The organism is Longimicrobiales bacterium (assembly GCA_029245345.1).
Classification (GTDB): domain Bacteria; phylum Gemmatimonadota; class Gemmatimonadetes; order Longimicrobiales; family Gaopeijiaceae; genus CALFPJ01.
In genome coordinates, this window is record JAQWPM010000012.1 from 774,462 (window position 1) to 789,486 (window position 15,025).

The 15,025-nt window shown below is 61.1% G+C and carries 16 protein-coding genes and 1 tRNA gene; 7 read left to right on the forward strand and 10 right to left on the reverse strand.

Annotated features, from left to right (window positions below; translation table 11 throughout):
- Nucleotides 1-124 precede the first annotated feature (124 nt).
- On the reverse strand, nucleotides 125-856 hold the full coding sequence (locus P8L30_06570) for a hypothetical protein (protein ID MDG2239848.1): 732 nt from the start codon (nucleotides 854-856) through the stop codon (nucleotides 125-127).
- A 241-nt stretch (nucleotides 857-1,097) separates the two neighbouring features.
- A complete protein-coding gene (locus P8L30_06575) occupies nucleotides 1,098-2,693 on the reverse strand; it encodes an alkaline phosphatase family protein (protein ID MDG2239849.1) in 1,596 nt (531 codons plus the stop codon).
- 128 nt (nucleotides 2,694-2,821) lie between these two features.
- Here P8L30_06575 and P8L30_06580 point away from each other — a divergent pair, with 128 nt between their 5' ends.
- From P8L30_06580 to P8L30_06590, 3 genes are all read left to right on the forward strand, one after another.
- The gene (locus P8L30_06580; GenBank protein ID MDG2239850.1) at nucleotides 2,822-3,514 is read left to right on the forward strand and encodes a polysaccharide biosynthesis/export family protein; all 693 of its coding nucleotides are present in this window, start codon (nucleotides 2,822-2,824) and stop codon (nucleotides 3,512-3,514) included.
- 301 nt (nucleotides 3,515-3,815) lie between these two features.
- Nucleotides 3,816-4,436, forward strand: a complete 621-nt coding sequence (locus P8L30_06585) for a hypothetical protein (protein ID MDG2239851.1) — start codon at nucleotides 3,816-3,818, stop codon at nucleotides 4,434-4,436.
- 35 nt (nucleotides 4,437-4,471) lie between these two features.
- Nucleotides 4,472-4,544 (forward strand) — tRNA-Asn (locus tag P8L30_06590).
- A 399-nt stretch (nucleotides 4,545-4,943) separates the two neighbouring features.
- On the opposite strand, the gene P8L30_06595 is transcribed toward P8L30_06590, so the two are convergent.
- From P8L30_06595 to P8L30_06605, 3 genes are read right to left on the reverse strand one after another with little or no spacing between them, the layout of a single operon-like run.
- Nucleotides 4,944-5,654, reverse strand: coding sequence for a CDP-alcohol phosphatidyltransferase family protein (locus P8L30_06595; protein ID MDG2239852.1), 711 nt, complete (start codon nucleotides 5,652-5,654; stop codon nucleotides 4,944-4,946).
- Between the two features lie 20 nt (nucleotides 5,655-5,674).
- Entirely contained in the window at nucleotides 5,675-6,643 is a 969-nt protein-coding gene (locus tag P8L30_06600) for a hypothetical protein (protein ID MDG2239853.1), read from the reverse strand.
- Nucleotides 6,640-7,413 (reverse strand): 1-acyl-sn-glycerol-3-phosphate acyltransferase, encoded by a 774-nt coding sequence (locus P8L30_06605; GenBank protein MDG2239854.1) that lies wholly within the window; start codon nucleotides 7,411-7,413, stop codon nucleotides 6,640-6,642. Before P8L30_06605 ends, P8L30_06600 begins: the two co-directional genes overlap by 4 nt.
- A 110-nt stretch (nucleotides 7,414-7,523) precedes the next feature.
- Here P8L30_06605 and P8L30_06610 point away from each other — a divergent pair, with 110 nt between their 5' ends.
- Both P8L30_06610 and P8L30_06615 read left to right on the forward strand, forming a co-directional pair.
- The gene (locus P8L30_06610; GenBank protein ID MDG2239855.1) at nucleotides 7,524-8,201 is read left to right on the forward strand and encodes an acetoacetate decarboxylase family protein; all 678 of its coding nucleotides are present in this window, start codon (nucleotides 7,524-7,526) and stop codon (nucleotides 8,199-8,201) included.
- Nucleotides 8,202-8,206: 5 nt separating this feature from the next.
- Nucleotides 8,207-9,148, forward strand: a complete 942-nt coding sequence (locus P8L30_06615; GenBank protein ID MDG2239856.1) for a diacylglycerol kinase family lipid kinase — start codon at nucleotides 8,207-8,209, stop codon at nucleotides 9,146-9,148.
- 38 nt (nucleotides 9,149-9,186) lie between these two features.
- Here the strand turns inward: P8L30_06615 and P8L30_06620 are convergent, their stop codons facing one another.
- From P8L30_06620 to modB, 3 genes are all read right to left on the reverse strand, one after another.
- Nucleotides 9,187-9,444 carry a methylated-DNA--[protein]-cysteine S-methyltransferase gene (locus tag P8L30_06620; GenBank protein ID MDG2239857.1) on the reverse strand — a complete coding sequence of 86 codons (258 nt, stop codon included), beginning with the start codon at nucleotides 9,442-9,444 and terminating at the stop codon, nucleotides 9,187-9,189.
- Nucleotides 9,445-9,535: 91 nt separating this feature from the next.
- The gene (locus tag P8L30_06625) at nucleotides 9,536-10,180 is read right to left on the reverse strand and encodes an ATP-binding cassette domain-containing protein (GenBank protein MDG2239858.1); all 645 of its coding nucleotides are present in this window, start codon (nucleotides 10,178-10,180) and stop codon (nucleotides 9,536-9,538) included.
- Nucleotides 10,170-11,639: a molybdate ABC transporter permease subunit gene (gene modB, locus P8L30_06630; GenBank protein MDG2239859.1), complete on the reverse strand. Its 1,470-nt coding sequence runs from the start codon at nucleotides 11,637-11,639 to the stop codon at nucleotides 10,170-10,172. The genes P8L30_06625 and modB overlap by 11 nt, the downstream gene beginning before the upstream one ends.
- Before the next feature lie 203 nt (nucleotides 11,640-11,842).
- Here modB and P8L30_06635 point away from each other — a divergent pair, with 203 nt between their 5' ends.
- Nucleotides 11,843-12,226 (forward strand): thioesterase family protein, encoded by a 384-nt coding sequence (locus P8L30_06635; protein ID MDG2239860.1) that lies wholly within the window; start codon nucleotides 11,843-11,845, stop codon nucleotides 12,224-12,226.
- Between the two features lie 15 nt (nucleotides 12,227-12,241).
- On the forward strand, nucleotides 12,242-12,964 hold the full coding sequence (locus P8L30_06640) for a 4'-phosphopantetheinyl transferase superfamily protein (GenBank protein ID MDG2239861.1): 723 nt from the start codon (nucleotides 12,242-12,244) through the stop codon (nucleotides 12,962-12,964).
- Nucleotides 12,965-12,992: 28 nt separating this feature from the next.
- On the opposite strand, the gene P8L30_06645 is transcribed toward P8L30_06640, so the two are convergent.
- Entirely contained in the window at nucleotides 12,993-14,123 is a 1,131-nt protein-coding gene (locus P8L30_06645; GenBank protein MDG2239862.1) for a hypothetical protein, read from the reverse strand.
- On the reverse strand, nucleotides 14,120-15,025 hold the full coding sequence (locus P8L30_06650; GenBank protein MDG2239863.1) for a hypothetical protein: 906 nt from the start codon (nucleotides 15,023-15,025) through the stop codon (nucleotides 14,120-14,122). Before P8L30_06650 ends, P8L30_06645 begins: the two co-directional genes overlap by 4 nt.

Genomic DNA, 15,025 nt, shown 5'->3' on the forward strand with positions numbered 1-15,025 from the left:
CCGGGTTTCCGCTGTGGAAGTCGCATGCGCTTCGCTCGCCACTCTTCTCCGCTAAGCGGGCAGACCGAGGGGGTTCTCCTTCTCCTTGTTCTTGGGACTCATTTCCGGGCCCGCAGGCCCGATTCTAGACTCTGCCGCGGACCCAACGGTCCGTGGCCTGAAGTGCTGCTAAGATGGCCGCCCTGTCCGTGGATTCTTCCACGAGGGTCGCGCCGGCAAGTGCCGTGATGTCGCGCCCCGAAATCGCGTGGACGGCTACTAACGCATATTTTCTATCGAATGCATCGACGATTTTCACGCCGTCGAGTGCCAGCGTAACGAGTGTACCAGGCTTGGCCTCGCTTTCGTCGTCCTTTGCGAGAGCTGCCTCCACAGCTTTGAGCGTTGCAACTCCTACCGCTTCGAGCTTGGCTCGCGGGAGGTCCGCAGCGCTCGACTCGCCGGTGAAGCGCTCACCATGCCATTCGATTTCGACCCGATGTCGGACCTGGTGCGAACGCTCGGTGTCTACGGCGTGCCCACAAAAGAGCAGACGGCTTTGAGCCGGAGTCGGATCTGGCACAATGTGGACGGTGGGCTCCGGAGCGGACGCCTCAGCCACCTGACGATCCTTGGCCTGAGCCACGGAAATGACCCGATGGTCCACATCGAGGTCGAGATGCGCCAACAGGGCGGATTCGACGTTCCGGACGGCTTGCTTGGGCTTCACTTCCTCCGTGGTGAGGAGATGAATCTCCTCAACCTCACCACCAGGACGTGCGATCACCCTCGCTGACACGACACCCTTCAAGGAGAGGATTAGCTTTTCAGCCTCCTGAATGCTCCAAACAGGTCGTTCTTCTTGCGGCGCAGTCATCGTGCTCCGGGTCGAGGCCCAAGTCCGTATCGATCTCGAGTCCTACTTGGTGGCTTTCGTGACGCAACCATCACGCTGACTCACCCACCTACATCCTGTGCGAACTACATATGTTTACAAACTGAAGAATACGTACACTGCATCACACCCATGCCTGTCAAGATTCAAGTATTGCAACAAAAAGCGCCCCCCCGCTATTTGACGGGGAGGCGCATAGATTTGAAAGGAATGAGGAAAAACGCTACCTGGGATAGATCGCTCTTCCATCCAAATCGTCTGGCGCTCGGATACCTGCCAGAGCAGCGAGTGTTGGCGCCATATCTACGGTGTACGCCGCGGAATCAGAGGATCCACGCGCCACACCGGCGCCCATGAGCATGAAGGGCACCCATCGGTCGTACCAATACGGTGTTCCGTGGGTGGTACCGGTGCGATAGGACACGAGATCACCATCGCCAAAACGGTATTCTAGGCCGTAGGGTGACAACGGACGATGCGCCCGCCCCGGGTAGTGCGAATTCCGAAACATGACCGCAAACGAGTCGGCCAGTTCACCCCGCGTCAGGTCGTGATGCGTATACGCCTTCTCCACCACACCGCGCTCCTCCAGGAGCTGTGCCGCCCGATCTGCGGTCTCTTCCGGGCTGCCCCCCTCCCGCGACACCTCTTGGAAGACCTGAGACACCGCAGCCTGTTTCATTCCGGGGTCGAAACGCTCCGCCTCCATGTTCCCCATCGCCTGCGCGGCCTCGGGAGGCGTAGCGACACCATGGTCAGCTGAGATACCGGCGACCCAGTTGCCCTCCCCCACTTGCTGGTCCAGATAGTCGAAGAAGTCCCCAAGGAGCCGGTCCACATTAATCAGGTTCGATAGCTGTTCCTGACTGAACGGCCCGTACTCGTGCCCCACGTAGTCCGTGGCGGACAATGCGATGGCCAGGTAGTCGACGTTGCCCCGCTGGCCCAGATCGAACTCATCGAGTCCGGCTTTGGCCAATGCGATGACCGCGTCGTCCGCCGGAGAATGAAGGAGTGCCCAGGCGTTGTGCCCTTGGGGTCCGGCGGCACCGCCTTCTTGCGAAGAGAGGTGGGGGAAGGACGTGTGCTCTTTGTCTCCCTCGTACGTGGCTGCGTCCGCACGGGCCAAGCGCTGGAGCTCAGGTGAAGCCAAGGACTCCCACACCGTTTCGGCGACGATGCCTGGCATCACTTCTTCGTTGAAGCGGTTGAGCCAGCCAGGATAGCTGTTCGCGTAGTGTGTGGAGGTGACGAAGCGGGCCAGCTGCGGCACCAACCAGAAGACGTTGGAGTCCGTCTGACCTGCCATCGTGATCGCGGAGCGATCCTTCGACGACACTGAGAAAGTTCGCGCGTCCGAATCTTGCGCCCGCATCCAGTCCGCCAAACCGGTGCGCATCAAATTCTTCGGCGATCGTCCCGGCAACCCCTGAACCTGTTCGAAGCCGAGGATAGGACTGTCGAGGTCCTCCACCGCATACATCGGGTTCCAAACACTCCCGGTTCGATGGGACCAGGAATTGGCCACGATGCCGGATCGGGAAGGGAACACACCGGTCGAAAGCGTGGCATGGCCGGCCGCCGTGTGCGTCACAGCATGAGCGTGCGAAGCACTCGTGAAGCGGTATCCCTCGTCTAGAAAACGTCGGAGTCCGCCCGAAAACGCCGACTTGTAACGATCGATCAAGTCGCCCCGGAACTGATCCACCGACACCATAACAACGAGTGTCGGGCTGTTCCCATCCTGCGCACGAGCGGCTGTCGCGCCAATAGTGACGGCGGTAAGAAGGAGTCCCAGCGGAAGGAATCTGCTCTTCATAAACCGGCTCTCTTGCTTCGTGTGTTCTCGATGGTCGCGTCAGGGCCGCCGCACTCGGGTAGACAAGCTCGGCGGCGGTCGGCGAAAATAGCCCCTAGAACTTTCCCCGCTACGGTGTGACGCAATCCGTGACTAAATTCATCGCTTCATTGTTTGGAAGGGCCTTTGGGGCCGTGTGTTTGGTGGCTGCGATGGTGCAGCCGGTAGTGGGTCAGCAAGTGACGTCAAATTACCAGCTCCGTTCAGGAGACAAGGTGACGCTCACCCTCTACGCAGGCTCCGGCGAAGAAATCCAGCAGTTGAGGGGAGAGAGGATCATCAACCGGACGGGGAACATTTTTCTGCCACTTATTGGCCCCACGCAGGTTGCGGGAACCGACCAAGAGGGAATTCGTACGCTCGTTCAGAGCCTATACTCAGATTACTACAGCGATCACGTTGTGCAGGCAAAGGTCGAGCTGAACGTCTCCGTCAGTGGTTCGGTGCGGGACGCTGGTCAGTACTTCGTGTCACCCACTGCGACCATCATTGATGCGATCAACGCAGCGGGAGGAATGACGTCTGAAGTGACGACGGGTGGCTACAGCATTCCATCGGACCAAAGCCGCGTTCGTCTTGTCCGAGACGGAGTGACGTCGATCCTCAACCTTCGACCCGACGACATCTCCCTTGAGAACCTCAGGATGCCGATCCAATCCGGTGACTGGATTCATGTGCCCAATCGGACCCGGTCCCGCGTTCGTGACGAGATCCAATTCTGGAGTATCTTCCTCGGCCTCATAACCAACGTAGCCGCGATCATAGTCCTTATCGGACGCTAAGACACGCATCGACAAGCTTCACGCAATCTGCGTGAAGTGCGGTGACCTCGCTATGCGGATTCAGCACCTGGTCGACGGCGAGACCCCACCAGCACGAGGGCCGACGATCCAGATCGCGGATGCAAGGGCTACGAGGCTCGGTGCTGCAAATGCCATGAGGTACCACTCAGGACTCGCCATCAGACCGAACTCGCCATTGCCGATGAGGTCGACACTCAGTCCGCTGGTAGGACTTACATTTGTACATGGTGTGGGCCCAGGCGCCCATCGGTGACCACTCAGGGCGTGGCGAGAGTTCTGTGTGAACTCATCGCCCCCTACCGACCTCGCGTCACGACTCCCCATCGGGCTGGTTGCTCAGCCCGCGGTGCTCCTCCATGAGCGGAGTCGCCCGGACTTCCGGGACCTCTACGGTCACCTCGCTCGGCGGTCTACGGATATCGCGACCGCGGTGACTCGGGTGCGACTCGGCACCCTGAACCTCACACCCGAGGACCTAGAGACCGTTACGAGCTTCCGCGTCCTCGTTGCCGAAATGAACGCCCTGCAACTGAGCGCCGAGGCTCGCGGGCTTATGAACGACCCTGATCGCGCCTCACGCCTGAGCATGATCAAGAACATGCTCGAGGCTGGCCGCCTGGAGGTCCGCTCCGCTCCACTCGGCGGATGGTCCCCCGACTTCACCGTATTCTCAGAAGCGGATGGACCGGTTGCGGTGCTCATGGGCTTCCATTGGTTCGAACGACCCTACCCTCACCGCGGACCTGCACTCGCAGCGCTCCACGGCACCACCAGCGCACGCGCAGCAGCCCTTCGCCACTTGGAAGTGTGGGAAGAAGCACACGACGTGGGTCCAGCGGTTTGGAACATCCTCTCACGCGCCTCAAGAAGCGCCCGCATCCAGGTTGCCGGGTCCGGTTGACACTATTCAATGGTCCGTCTTTATTTCCACCCCGATCCGGCGTAGCTCAGTTGGTAGAGCAGCTGACTGTTAATCAGCGGGTCACAGGTTCGAGTCCTGTCGCCGGAGTAAGATCAGCACAACGAGTTACGAGAACGGCCACCCCATCGCGGAGTGGCCGTTTCTTGTTGGCACGGTCCGTATAGGGTCCGATGAGACTGATTGCGCGGTTTTCGGCGACCCGCAACTGATGAGGAGGCTGCCGACCTCGAGGCTCGCCGTCGGTCGCACGGCAAGAGCCCTCGCGCGAACTGTCCTTTAGTTGCCACCATACCGGATTTCCACGCGTGTTACGGCGTGGATTGACTTGGATCCGCTTTGGTCTGGTGTGCCCACAGGATGCACCGCGGCCGATGGGATGGCCCCATGACTTCTTACGTAGCTCGGTGGGGAGATTACATATGACGGAGCAACAATCTACGGGCGAAGGGCCGCACAGATCTCGCTAAGCCCTAGTCGGACCATCGGTTACGGAAGTCGCGTTGCGATCCATGCCGTACGGTAGACCGCGGTGCCCACCGTGCCGATCGCTACAAGCGTGATCAAGCCGAACAAGACCGTACCGTCTTCCCAGCCCATGCGTGCAGACACGGCCGGGTCCAAAATGCCGCCGAAGCCCACAGAGAGAAGCCGCTCTGCGCGCTGCATAACGCCCTTTTTGCACACAACTCCCACACTCTCGCCACGGGCCCGCGCATAGCTCACCAAGAGCGAGCCCCCCAGGGCAGTGGCCACCAGGGCGACGGCGATGGCGGAATCCCGGAAGAGAACTGCGAGTCCGACGAACGCCCCAACCTCAGCAAACCGATCCAGGGTCGAATCAAGGAAGGCGCCGCGGTCTGAAGCGAGCCCCCGGGCTCGAGCGATCCGTCCATCGAAGACGTCAGCAGTGCCACCTAACAAAACAGCCCACCCTGCCAACACGACGTGTCCAGTCGCAAAGCCATATCCCCCCGCGATGCCAAACGCGACACCCAACACGTTGAAGGCGGTCGGGTGCAGACCCATCGCTAGAAAGAGCCTCTCAAGCGGGCCGATGAACCAATAGAACCAGGTTCGGATCAAACCCCCGAGAACAAAGCCGCCGCGGTCTCCGAGCTCCAGGGGATCTTCACGGTGCCGAGCTCCAGTAGCCGCGAACACGCCCATGGTCAGAAAGGCGAATGCAAGAATGCTCACTAGCGCCATCATGTCGGTTCTCATCGGGTGATCTCGCGAGAGGGGCGATTACGTAAGAAGCGGACAACACGGGGCCACAAAAAGATGAGCGGCCACCGCCGTTCCAGCGCGGTGAGTTCGATCTTCGTTCCTGAATGCCGTTCTGCTTTTCGTACCAAATAGGGCAACCAGTTGTCGAAAGTTACGATGTGCTTTAACCAACGTGAGGTCGCCCGGACCTTCGAACGCCAAAAATGTCTACGCCAACGTCGGGCAACCAATTCGCTCGCCGGAGCGACCAACGAGAAGCCCTCTGCGGACCGGACCATCAGCCCCGAGCGTTCCGCCCCGACGAGTACCGGACCGAAGACGGTTTGAAAGTGGTCCACCTGTGCATTGAAGATGGATTCAGACCGGTTCTTGGCCTCAGGCCGGATCTCACCCTGGTAACAAATCTCCAACAGCCGTTGGCCCAGGCCCGCCCCGTCCACCGGCTCGGTCAAATAGGGCAACATCCAGTCCAACACCCGCCCATGCGCAGCTGAGACGAGGTCGTTCAGCCACGCCCGTTCTTCAGGCGTCGCCGCCCACACCTGCCCCACTCTCTGAACGAGTCGGCCCAACAGGAAGTGATCCTTAGGGTTCGGCCCGAGCGCCTGTTCAAGATGTTGCTTGCTCACAATCAGACACTTGGCGAGTCCGAGTTCCCGGTCGTCGGGCGCGTAAGCGATCGTATTCGGCGGCAGTACGTTCGCCATAGAGGACATCAGCCAAACCCACCGCCGCATCCCACCGGATCTCCGCAAAGCGGAGTAAAAGGCCCGATACGAGTCCACAACGACCATGAAATCGAATGCGCTATTTCGGTTGGGGTTCGACCCATGCAAGTGTGAACCATACAGAAGTACCGCCCTGACGGAGTCCGACGTGTCCAGAACGAGACGATCTGCGAGGTCCCGAACCACAGGGTACCAAGGAGCATCCGCAGCTGGGTGGACGCCCGAGGTCATGCGACCGGCCCCCCCCGCATCTCTTGGAGCTTCTCCACCATGCTCTGCCGCAGTCCTTCGACAAACAGGCCAGCATCAGCTTTCGGGTTCGTCCATTCGAATTCGCCGACGTATTCCATTCGCGCGTCCAGCGTGTCCATGCTTCCCAGGAGGTGCTTGAATTTGGCGTACTGCCAAAGGCCATCCACGACGAAGGCGTGGACCTTCCAAGTACGCGCACGCAGGATCAACCCCAGACCCGCCGGGCGGAACGGTCCGATCTCCCCATCCTTGGACCGCGTCCCCTCAGGATAGATGAGGATAGGGACATCCGTTTCCCGGGAGATTTTTCGAAGCTGCTTGAGCATTCGTCGGGCATCCCCCGTGTTTGCTGAAGGGTCCACCCACGGGTATTGATACAGCCTGCTCAAGTGCGATATTAGCGGGATAAAACGAGTGTAGCGGCGGCGGGTGACAACACGAAGGTAGCCGCTAGTGAGTGTCTTGACCCCGAGCGGAAGATCGAGCATCGACTGGTGGTTCATGACGACCAACACTCCAGGCTCGCACGGGATGATGCGATCCGGATGAGGAAGGGACGCACCTCCGATAACTTCGAAAGGCCTCGTCACAAGCCAGGCCAAGTACTGAAGCCAGGAACCCAACACGCTGATCCGGCTCTGGGGTCGAAGCCACAGCCATGGGCCGACCAAGAAACGTTGGACGAGATCGGACAGCAGCATGCCCAGACAGGTAACGATCAGGGCCAAATAACCTCGGAGTAGCTTCAAGCGCTATCGCCTCCGGGGATCGACGAAGAGCAGGGTATAGAGCACACGAACGTGCGGCGGACGGCAAACGCTAACCGGACCCGCCGACCAGCATCAAGGCGAATAGATCAATGGATGATCAAGGCTACACCTACTACGGCTTCAAGAACTGTGTCGGAGGGTTCTTCGAGATGCCCACGTCGGACGCTCGCAAACTCCTTCCGAAGCACCTTGAGCCGCTCGAGATGCAGCACGAGCGGAGCATCTTGGCGCTGACTTGCTTCGAGTTCACCGAAAGTGAAGTCGGGCACTACTTCGAGGTCGTCCTGGCCGTAATTGTCCCGCCCATGGTTGAGCCGGGGAAGCCGCTCCCAAAGGCCGCGTTCTACCCGTTTTGCGTCGGGGTGACCAGCGCAGCCGCACGCGAACATGCAACAGAACGTTGGCATCTTCCGCACTTTTTGGGAGAGCTCGACATCGCCATGAACGAGTTCGACGACCGCATGGAAGTCGAGGTTCGCGACGACGACAAGCCAGTGCTCGACCTCTTGGTCACAAAGCACAAGTACGCCCCCTCAAAAAACCTATACAACGCCTTTATGGTTGACGCTGACTCAGATCGAAAGTTCAAGGCCAACATTTACATGGGGGCCCCCCACTCCGAGCACGAAGAGGAGACGGGGTCGCTCACGCTTTACGAGCACGAGATGACGGCGGGTCTGACGATCGACGACGTCAACACGTACCCGTTCCGCGAACAGTGGTATCAGGCCGGCTTGCAGACCTTCGAGCCCTTGCTGGAGATCTGATCTCGGTGCCAGGCCACTTCGTCATTTTTAATCCCGCCTCGGGGCGGGGACGCGGCCGAAAACGCATCGCCGTCTATCGGCGTCTACTGGAAGCGCAACTCGACGACGTGACATTCGCAACCACAACGCGGCCCGGTGAGGAGCGGGAACTCACCGACCGTGCGGCAGGCGAGGGTTTCGACGTTGTTGTGGCGGTGGGCGGAGACGGCACGTGGAGCAACGTGGCAGATCGCTTGCTCAACCATGACCGAACTGATGTGGTGCTGGGGATGCTACCCAACGGCACGGGAAACGACTTCGGTCGCAGCCTCGGCTTCGACCCAATGAACGCGGCTGAAGCAGTGAACTCCCTGGCCAGTGGGAACCGGCGCCGTGTCGATGTAGGTCGCATCGACACGCCTACGGCCTCAGAACACTCGCCGGAGCAGAGCGAAGCCCGCCACTTCTTGAACCTGGTCGGCTTTGGTTTCGATGTCGCTGTGATCGACGCAGCGTCTCAGGCTCGGTTCCTCAAGGGCGAGCTGTTGTACAAAATCACAGCGCTTCAGCAGCTCTTCAAATTCCCGGGAATCGACCTGGAGCTCGCGGCCGCCGATGGGACCGAGCGGTCCGGGCGCCACCTGATGTTGACGGTGTCAAACGGACGTTTCTTCGGCGGAGGCTTCCCGATCGCGCCCAAGGCGACTGTCGAAGACGGACTGCTGCACGCGTGCCAGATCCAAGACGCAGCGCCAATGACCCGCCTGAAGCTCTTCAACATGGCGGAACGCGGCCGGCACGTAGAATCGGAACAGGTGGAGGTGCTCGACGACGCATCCTTCACCGTCACATTCCCGGCAGCTCCCCGCTTCGAGGTGGATGGGGACATTCGACGGGCTTCCGATCCATCGATCGTGATCCGTGCGTTACCTGCCGCTCTCGAAGTGATCGCGCCGCCCGTTCAGTAGCACAGTGGCGCAATCGTAAGCGTCAGTCCGACTATTACTTAGACGCCCTCAACGGCGAGCAGCTTCTGCTTCCGCCAGACGCCGCCGTAGCCCACGAGCTTCCCATCTGCGCCAACCACCCGGCGGCAGGGGACAACAATGGCCAGAGCATTCAGTCCATTAACCCGCCCCACAGCTCGTACCGCAGAAGGTCGCCCGACCGTGGCGGCCAATTCACCGTAGCTACGGGCCTCCCCGTACGAAATCTCACAAAGCGCACCCCAAACGTTCTGCTGAAGGTCAGTTCCCGGGGCCACGGTTGGAAGAGTTAAGTCCCGCAGAGATCCGTCGAAATAGGACGCGAGAAGGGCCTTCTCGACGAATAACCGGTGGCCGAGCCTCTGCGGCTCAATCTTCCTGACTGAGCGTCCCAGCGGAAAGGCGATAACGCTCTTCACCCAGTTGTCGCGCGTCTTCTTCGTCGTGACTTACCAAGACAAGCGGCACCCCTCGCTGCAGTGTCCAAGATCGAACGACCTGACACAACTCTGCGCGGAGCGGCCGGTCGAGCGCAGAGAACGGTTCGTCGAGTAGGAGCATCCGCGGCTCGGCGATCAGGGCGCGCCCCAGAGCGACGCGCTGCTGCTCTCCCCCTGAGAGCCTTTTTGGTCTCCTGTCCAAGAGCGGCGTGATTTGGAGAAGATCTGCGATCTCCGTTACGGACGCCTCCGGTTCCGCCCCGTAGGTCAGATTCTCTCGTACGGAGAGATGCGGGAAGAGAAGAACGTCTTGCGGAACCCATCCCACGCTTCGCTCCCATGGGGATACCCAGGCACCCGACGAGGAGTCTTGCCATACCTCCGATCTGAAGGTCACGCGCCCGCGGGCTCTGCGTTCGACGCCCGCCAGAATCCTGAGAAGGGTGCTCTTTCCAGCGCCTGACGGCCCGACGATCGCGACGGCCTTCGTTCTCGTATCCAGTGAGACGCAGAGGTCGGTGCCCGGGAGCTGGAGCTCGAGCTCCAGCTTCAATCTGAAGGCGTCAGCGACCATGACGGTCCTCCAGTCGCTGCTTCTGCCGACGAGACAAGACCTCGAAGCCAAAGAGCGCCAGCAGCGAAACGGCGACGCTCGCACCCACGAGAAGCCACACTTGTTCCTGTCCCTGCGGGGACTCCAATAGCGTGTATACTGCTAGCGCGATGGTGCGGGTCGACCCCTCGACATTTCCTGCCAAGACCACAGTCGCCCCAAACTCTCCGAGGGCCCGAGCGAAAGCGAGCACGGCACCAGCTGCGATGCCTGGGAGAGCAAGCGGAAGAGAGATCCTGAGGAAGGTGCGGCGAGGCGTCACGCCGAGTGTGGAAGACAATTCTTCGTACTTCGAATCGATTGCCTCGAACGCCCCGCGGATCGAGATCACGTACAGTGGCATCCCTACGACGAACGCGGCTAAAGCAGCCCCGAGCAGGGTGAATGGGACCGGCAGGCCCAGGCTGGCCAACGCACCACCGAACGGGGTGTTCGTTCCCAGCACGCTCAGCAACAAGAAGCCAGTTACCACAGGCGGCAGAACGAGCGGAGCAAGGACGAGCGCCGAGACGATCGACTTTCCGCGGAAGTCCCACCGGGCCAACACCCATCCGAGCCCTATCGCCGGCACGAGCCCGACCAACGTGGCCAACAACGCCACGATCACCGACAGACGAATGGCGGATGCTACCCCGGGCACCCCGAGTGACGAACCGGAGCGCGCTTGCTCAGCGTCAAAAGACTCACTGGGCAATCGGAAGCCCTCCGCCCCGAAGACATCCGCAGCCTCAGTGGAGGCTAGAAAGGCAACAAAGGCGCGCGCGACATCCGGGACATCGCTGCCTACCAGGGGCGCCGCCCAGTAGCCGATGTGGGGGTGATCGTCCGAGTCGAAAACGAACGCCAGCGCTACATCCGAGTCTTGGAGGGCATCCGTGCGATATACGACCCCGGCCGAGACCTCACCGCGTGCCACCCACTCAAGCGTCCCCCTCACGGAGCCACTCCGTACAACCTTGGGTTCCACCTCCGCCCAGACCCCATGCGCCTCCAACGCGGACCTGGCATACCGGCCCGCGGGGACATTCTCCCCAGCCAGAGCGATGCGTGTAACGCCCCCCAGCTGTTCCGCCGACGTGATACCGCTCGCCCCAGCAGGGACAATCGCTACCAAGTCGTTCGATGCGATCTCAAGCGCCGTGCCCGCGAGCACGGCACCGCGCTCGCGCAGCCATTCTACCCACTGGAGATCTGCGGAGACGATCACGTCAGCGGTGGGGTCCCGTACGGCCTGCGTAGCCGCCCGGGAGGTGGCGCTGAATGAGAAGGCGACGGGCGCTCCACCTGTTCGTTCCCACGCGAGTGCCACCTGAGGAAGGACGTCGGCCAAACTCGCTGCCGCAAGCACAAGAAGGGCAGAATCCTGCGCTTCTGCAGTGGGGGTGGCACGCACAGGGACGGCTAGGGCGAACGCCAGCACCCAACCAACACCAAAGGTGGTCAGAAGGCGGCGTGGGGGCCGCGAGCGGGATGTTGGGTCGTTGGTGTGCACGGGGCCGCCACGGTACCGATTCGGCCTACCTCAGGTCAACGGCGGACCTTGCTCCGATCTCCGCTCCGTCCTTCCTTTCCCCCATGAGTCCTCAACCCCCAGGCGTCCCCTGCGCCGAAACGATGATCGACGTGCGTAGCTCGGAGCTGGACGCCTTCGGTCATGTGAATCATGCCGTCTTCTTGAACTATCTGGAGCATGGCCGCTTCGAAGCTCTTGAGCAGGCCGGGTTCCCTTGGTCCGTACTCAACGACCGCAATTGGGGGATCTTCGTGGTACGTATCGAGGTCGACTATGTCGCAGAAGCCAAGCGCGGAGACGCACTCATCGTGAGGACTTGGGCTGACTCCTTCCGCCGCACCAGTATGATTCTCGAGCAGGAGATTGTGCACGGAGACGACCCTTCCGTGGTTACCACCCGAGCACGTGTGACCGCTGTCTGGGTGGGTCCCGACCGAAAGCCGATGCGAGTCCCCAGTGAGGTCCGTGTTGGGCTGACCGGCGCAGAGAGCTGACAAGGCGGGACACCCATGCCGAGCGCTAACCTCCTGAGGGTCGGAAACGACGTCGTCGACCTCACGCACGTTCGAACTCGCGATAAGAGCTCCGACGAGCGATTCCTTGCACGGGTCTTCACGGACTCCGAACGGGCGGGCATCGGACGGGCTCCGGACCCGGATCTCGACGTCTGGTGCCGATGGGCCGCCAAAGAAGCGGCGTTCAAGGTGGTCTCAAAGCTGCTCGGCTCGCCGCCCACATTCGCGCACACTTTGTTTGAAACGGAGTGGGTCAGTGAGTCAGAATCGGCCGAGCACACTGGTGTCGTCTCCTATGGAGACCGGCTCATTTCAATTCAGTTGGAAGCTCGGCCCGGCTCCCTCGTGCACTCCATCGCCTGGAGCACGCATGACGAGGGCGGCCGGCCGAAGTTGTTCACGCATGTGGGGTCTGTCGACGACCGGGGGATGCCTTGGGGTGCAGACACCGCAGAGCTTGAGCGCAGGCTGACTGACCGCGAGTTAACCTCGGTCCACTCGCGTGCATCGGCAGCGGTTCGCGTGGGAGCCAAGTCCATGTTGGCGGATGTGTTGACAGTGGACGAAAACGATATCGAGATCGTGTGCGCTCCGGGTGCGATCGGCCGAAGGCCTCCCTTCGTGTTCTTGAACGGGAAGCCCGCTGGTGCGGACGTGTCGCTGACCCACGACGGGTCTTGGATCGCTTGGGCGCTGTGGGCCCGAACAGGTGAGTAGAACCTCCCGCCAGGGCTAACGCCTCGCGCTACTTACTGTTCGGCCTGTAGTTCATCCGGACCGACAGTCCGAAGCGTTGATAGTACGCATTCCCGATGTCGGTTTCTGCCCGCGTCCAGCCCACGCGGATGGCTCCATCCAGGTTCACAGCCATCGGTCGCCCCACCTGCACATAGGCAATCGATGCATTGTCGGCTTCTTCACCTGGGACCAGGCGCGCAAAAGCGGTCTCGTGCACATAAGTCTTGCCGGTAAGCAGAGCGTAGACGTTCAGGGTCGCACGGGCAGGAAGTGGTGTGCTGACCAACACCGAGGCACTGAGTGCATCGTATTCAGATCGATTCGAGTTCGATCGATTCACCGTGCCTTCAAGCCCTACCTGGACGAAGGTCGACCCTATGTGCGTCCAATTCAGTCCCGTCCGGACACTCCTGTCTCGGCGGAAGGGATCTGCCGCATCGAAGCTCCCCTGGTGTTGATACTCATTCCAACGGAGTCCGGCGAAGAAACGAATCGATGAAGGGTCGGCGCCCCAGCGCGCCCCAGCTTCCACGCCCACTCCGCGCCGATCGAGTAGATCCAATTGGGGGACGAACTCGAGCGCTCGGTAGTCTGCGGATTCACCCCCGAACTCAAGGTCCAGTTGGACGCCGTCCAGGGATCGCGTAACGAAGCCTAGCGCAGCCGTGCCGGTCGCGTATCCAGGTTGCAGAAAGAGCGGCATCGGTGGACGATCTTGCACCGACCGATTGCTCATTCCGGTGCGGGCATACAAGCGCCCGAACGTCCCGACCAAGCGGGTGAGCTGCAGCGTCGCCGTCCCAACCCACTCACGAGGCGCATAGTCACGGACCTTGAAGCCCGTCGCCGCGGCTTGACGGACGCCCCCATCGACCGAGAGCACGATGTCGTGTGTCTCGCGTTCCAACAGCGCAAGCGTTCCGCGTAGGCCCAATTCACCTACCGCAGCAGCAGCGTGGTTGGTGCTGTCGACGACCGGGTCGTTGACCGATGAAAAATTCCCAGAATAACGCTCCGCTGACCCGCCAAGAGTGAGCACGAGGTCCCGCCAACGAACCTGGCTCGACGCCGCGGAAGGCAGCATGAGCCCCATCAGGAAGGCGACCGTCAGAAGCCTCATCACACCGAGACGCATCATGAGCGCACCCGGATTGCTTGTCGAAAAACTCGGGCCCGAATCAGGAGTTGATCTCGGTATTCGGTCAATTCCTCTCGATAGGCCTGAGCTTCGGCGAGTCGCTCCTCGAGCGTGATCGGCCTACCCTCCGCGTCCGTGCTGTCCGAGACCTCCACGGTGGGATCCACCCTCGGTGGCCCCGTCGGGACCTGACGATCACCGAAGCGATCGGCGTTGACCAGGAAGTCCTGACGCTGCCGTTCAATGCGGAGCCGATCTTCCAGATCGGCGATCTGTTCGGCGTTCTCTAGGAGCACCGTGTCGACAACGGCTGCTGTGCGCTCGAAGATTTGTGCCTTGGATTCGATCTCTGCCGGTAGGTCTCTTGGGCTGATCTCGATGTTCGGCATCACAACAGGGAGAAGACCCGTTGGGTCCTCTGCCTCGTCCTCAAGCTCAGATAATTCGTTGGAGGTGTCGTCCAGCAGATCGTTCTGCTGCTGCCGAGCCACCGCCGACGCCGCGGCGTCGAGTCGCCCTACCAACTCGGCCTGACGGACGACAAGTACATCGATCAGAGCCTGCCGCTTCTCAGCCAAGTCTTCGGCCGCCTCACTCACACGGCGGGCCCGGTCCGCCTTCGGCACGCTCATGTTTTGAGCCCGCGGAAGGGCAACAGATAACGCTACGTCATCCCCCTCTCGACGGGCCCGCTCGACTTCGGTCAGCGCCGCGGAAAACCTCTGCTCGACCACGCGAAAAGCACTAAGTGCCGCTTGGTGAGTGTCAGAGGCAGACGTGTACTCGAGCCTTCTTTGGGCCACAACAGACTCGGTTGACTGACCCGAAAGCGCCGTGGCATCGCTCAGGAAGACAGCCGCCGCCGCGGCCACCACCAGGACGAACCCCAGTGGTCGACGCAC

Bases quoted from the DNA above. Each gene is read 5' to 3' on its own strand.
- P8L30_06570 (MDG2239848.1), bottom strand. From the start codon at position 856: ATGACTGCGCCGCAAGAAGAACGACCTGTTTGGAGCATTCAGGAGGCT.
- P8L30_06610 (MDG2239855.1), top strand. From the start codon at position 7,524: ATGGATGATCAAGGCTACACCTACTACGGCTTCAAGAACTGTGTCGGA.
- P8L30_06625 (MDG2239858.1), bottom strand. From the start codon at position 10,180: ATGGTCGCTGACGCCTTCAGATTGAAGCTGGAGCTCGAGCTCCAGCTC.
- P8L30_06645 (MDG2239862.1), bottom strand. From the start codon at position 14,123: ATGATGCGTCTCGGTGTGATGAGGCTTCTGACGGTCGCCTTCCTGATG.
- P8L30_06600 (MDG2239853.1), bottom strand. From the start codon at position 6,643: ATGACCTCGGGCGTCCACCCAGCTGCGGATGCTCCTTGGTACCCTGTG.
- P8L30_06640 (MDG2239861.1), top strand. From the start codon at position 12,242: ATGCCGAGCGCTAACCTCCTGAGGGTCGGAAACGACGTCGTCGACCTC.
- P8L30_06575 (MDG2239849.1), bottom strand. From the start codon at position 2,693: ATGAAGAGCAGATTCCTTCCGCTGGGACTCCTTCTTACCGCCGTCACT.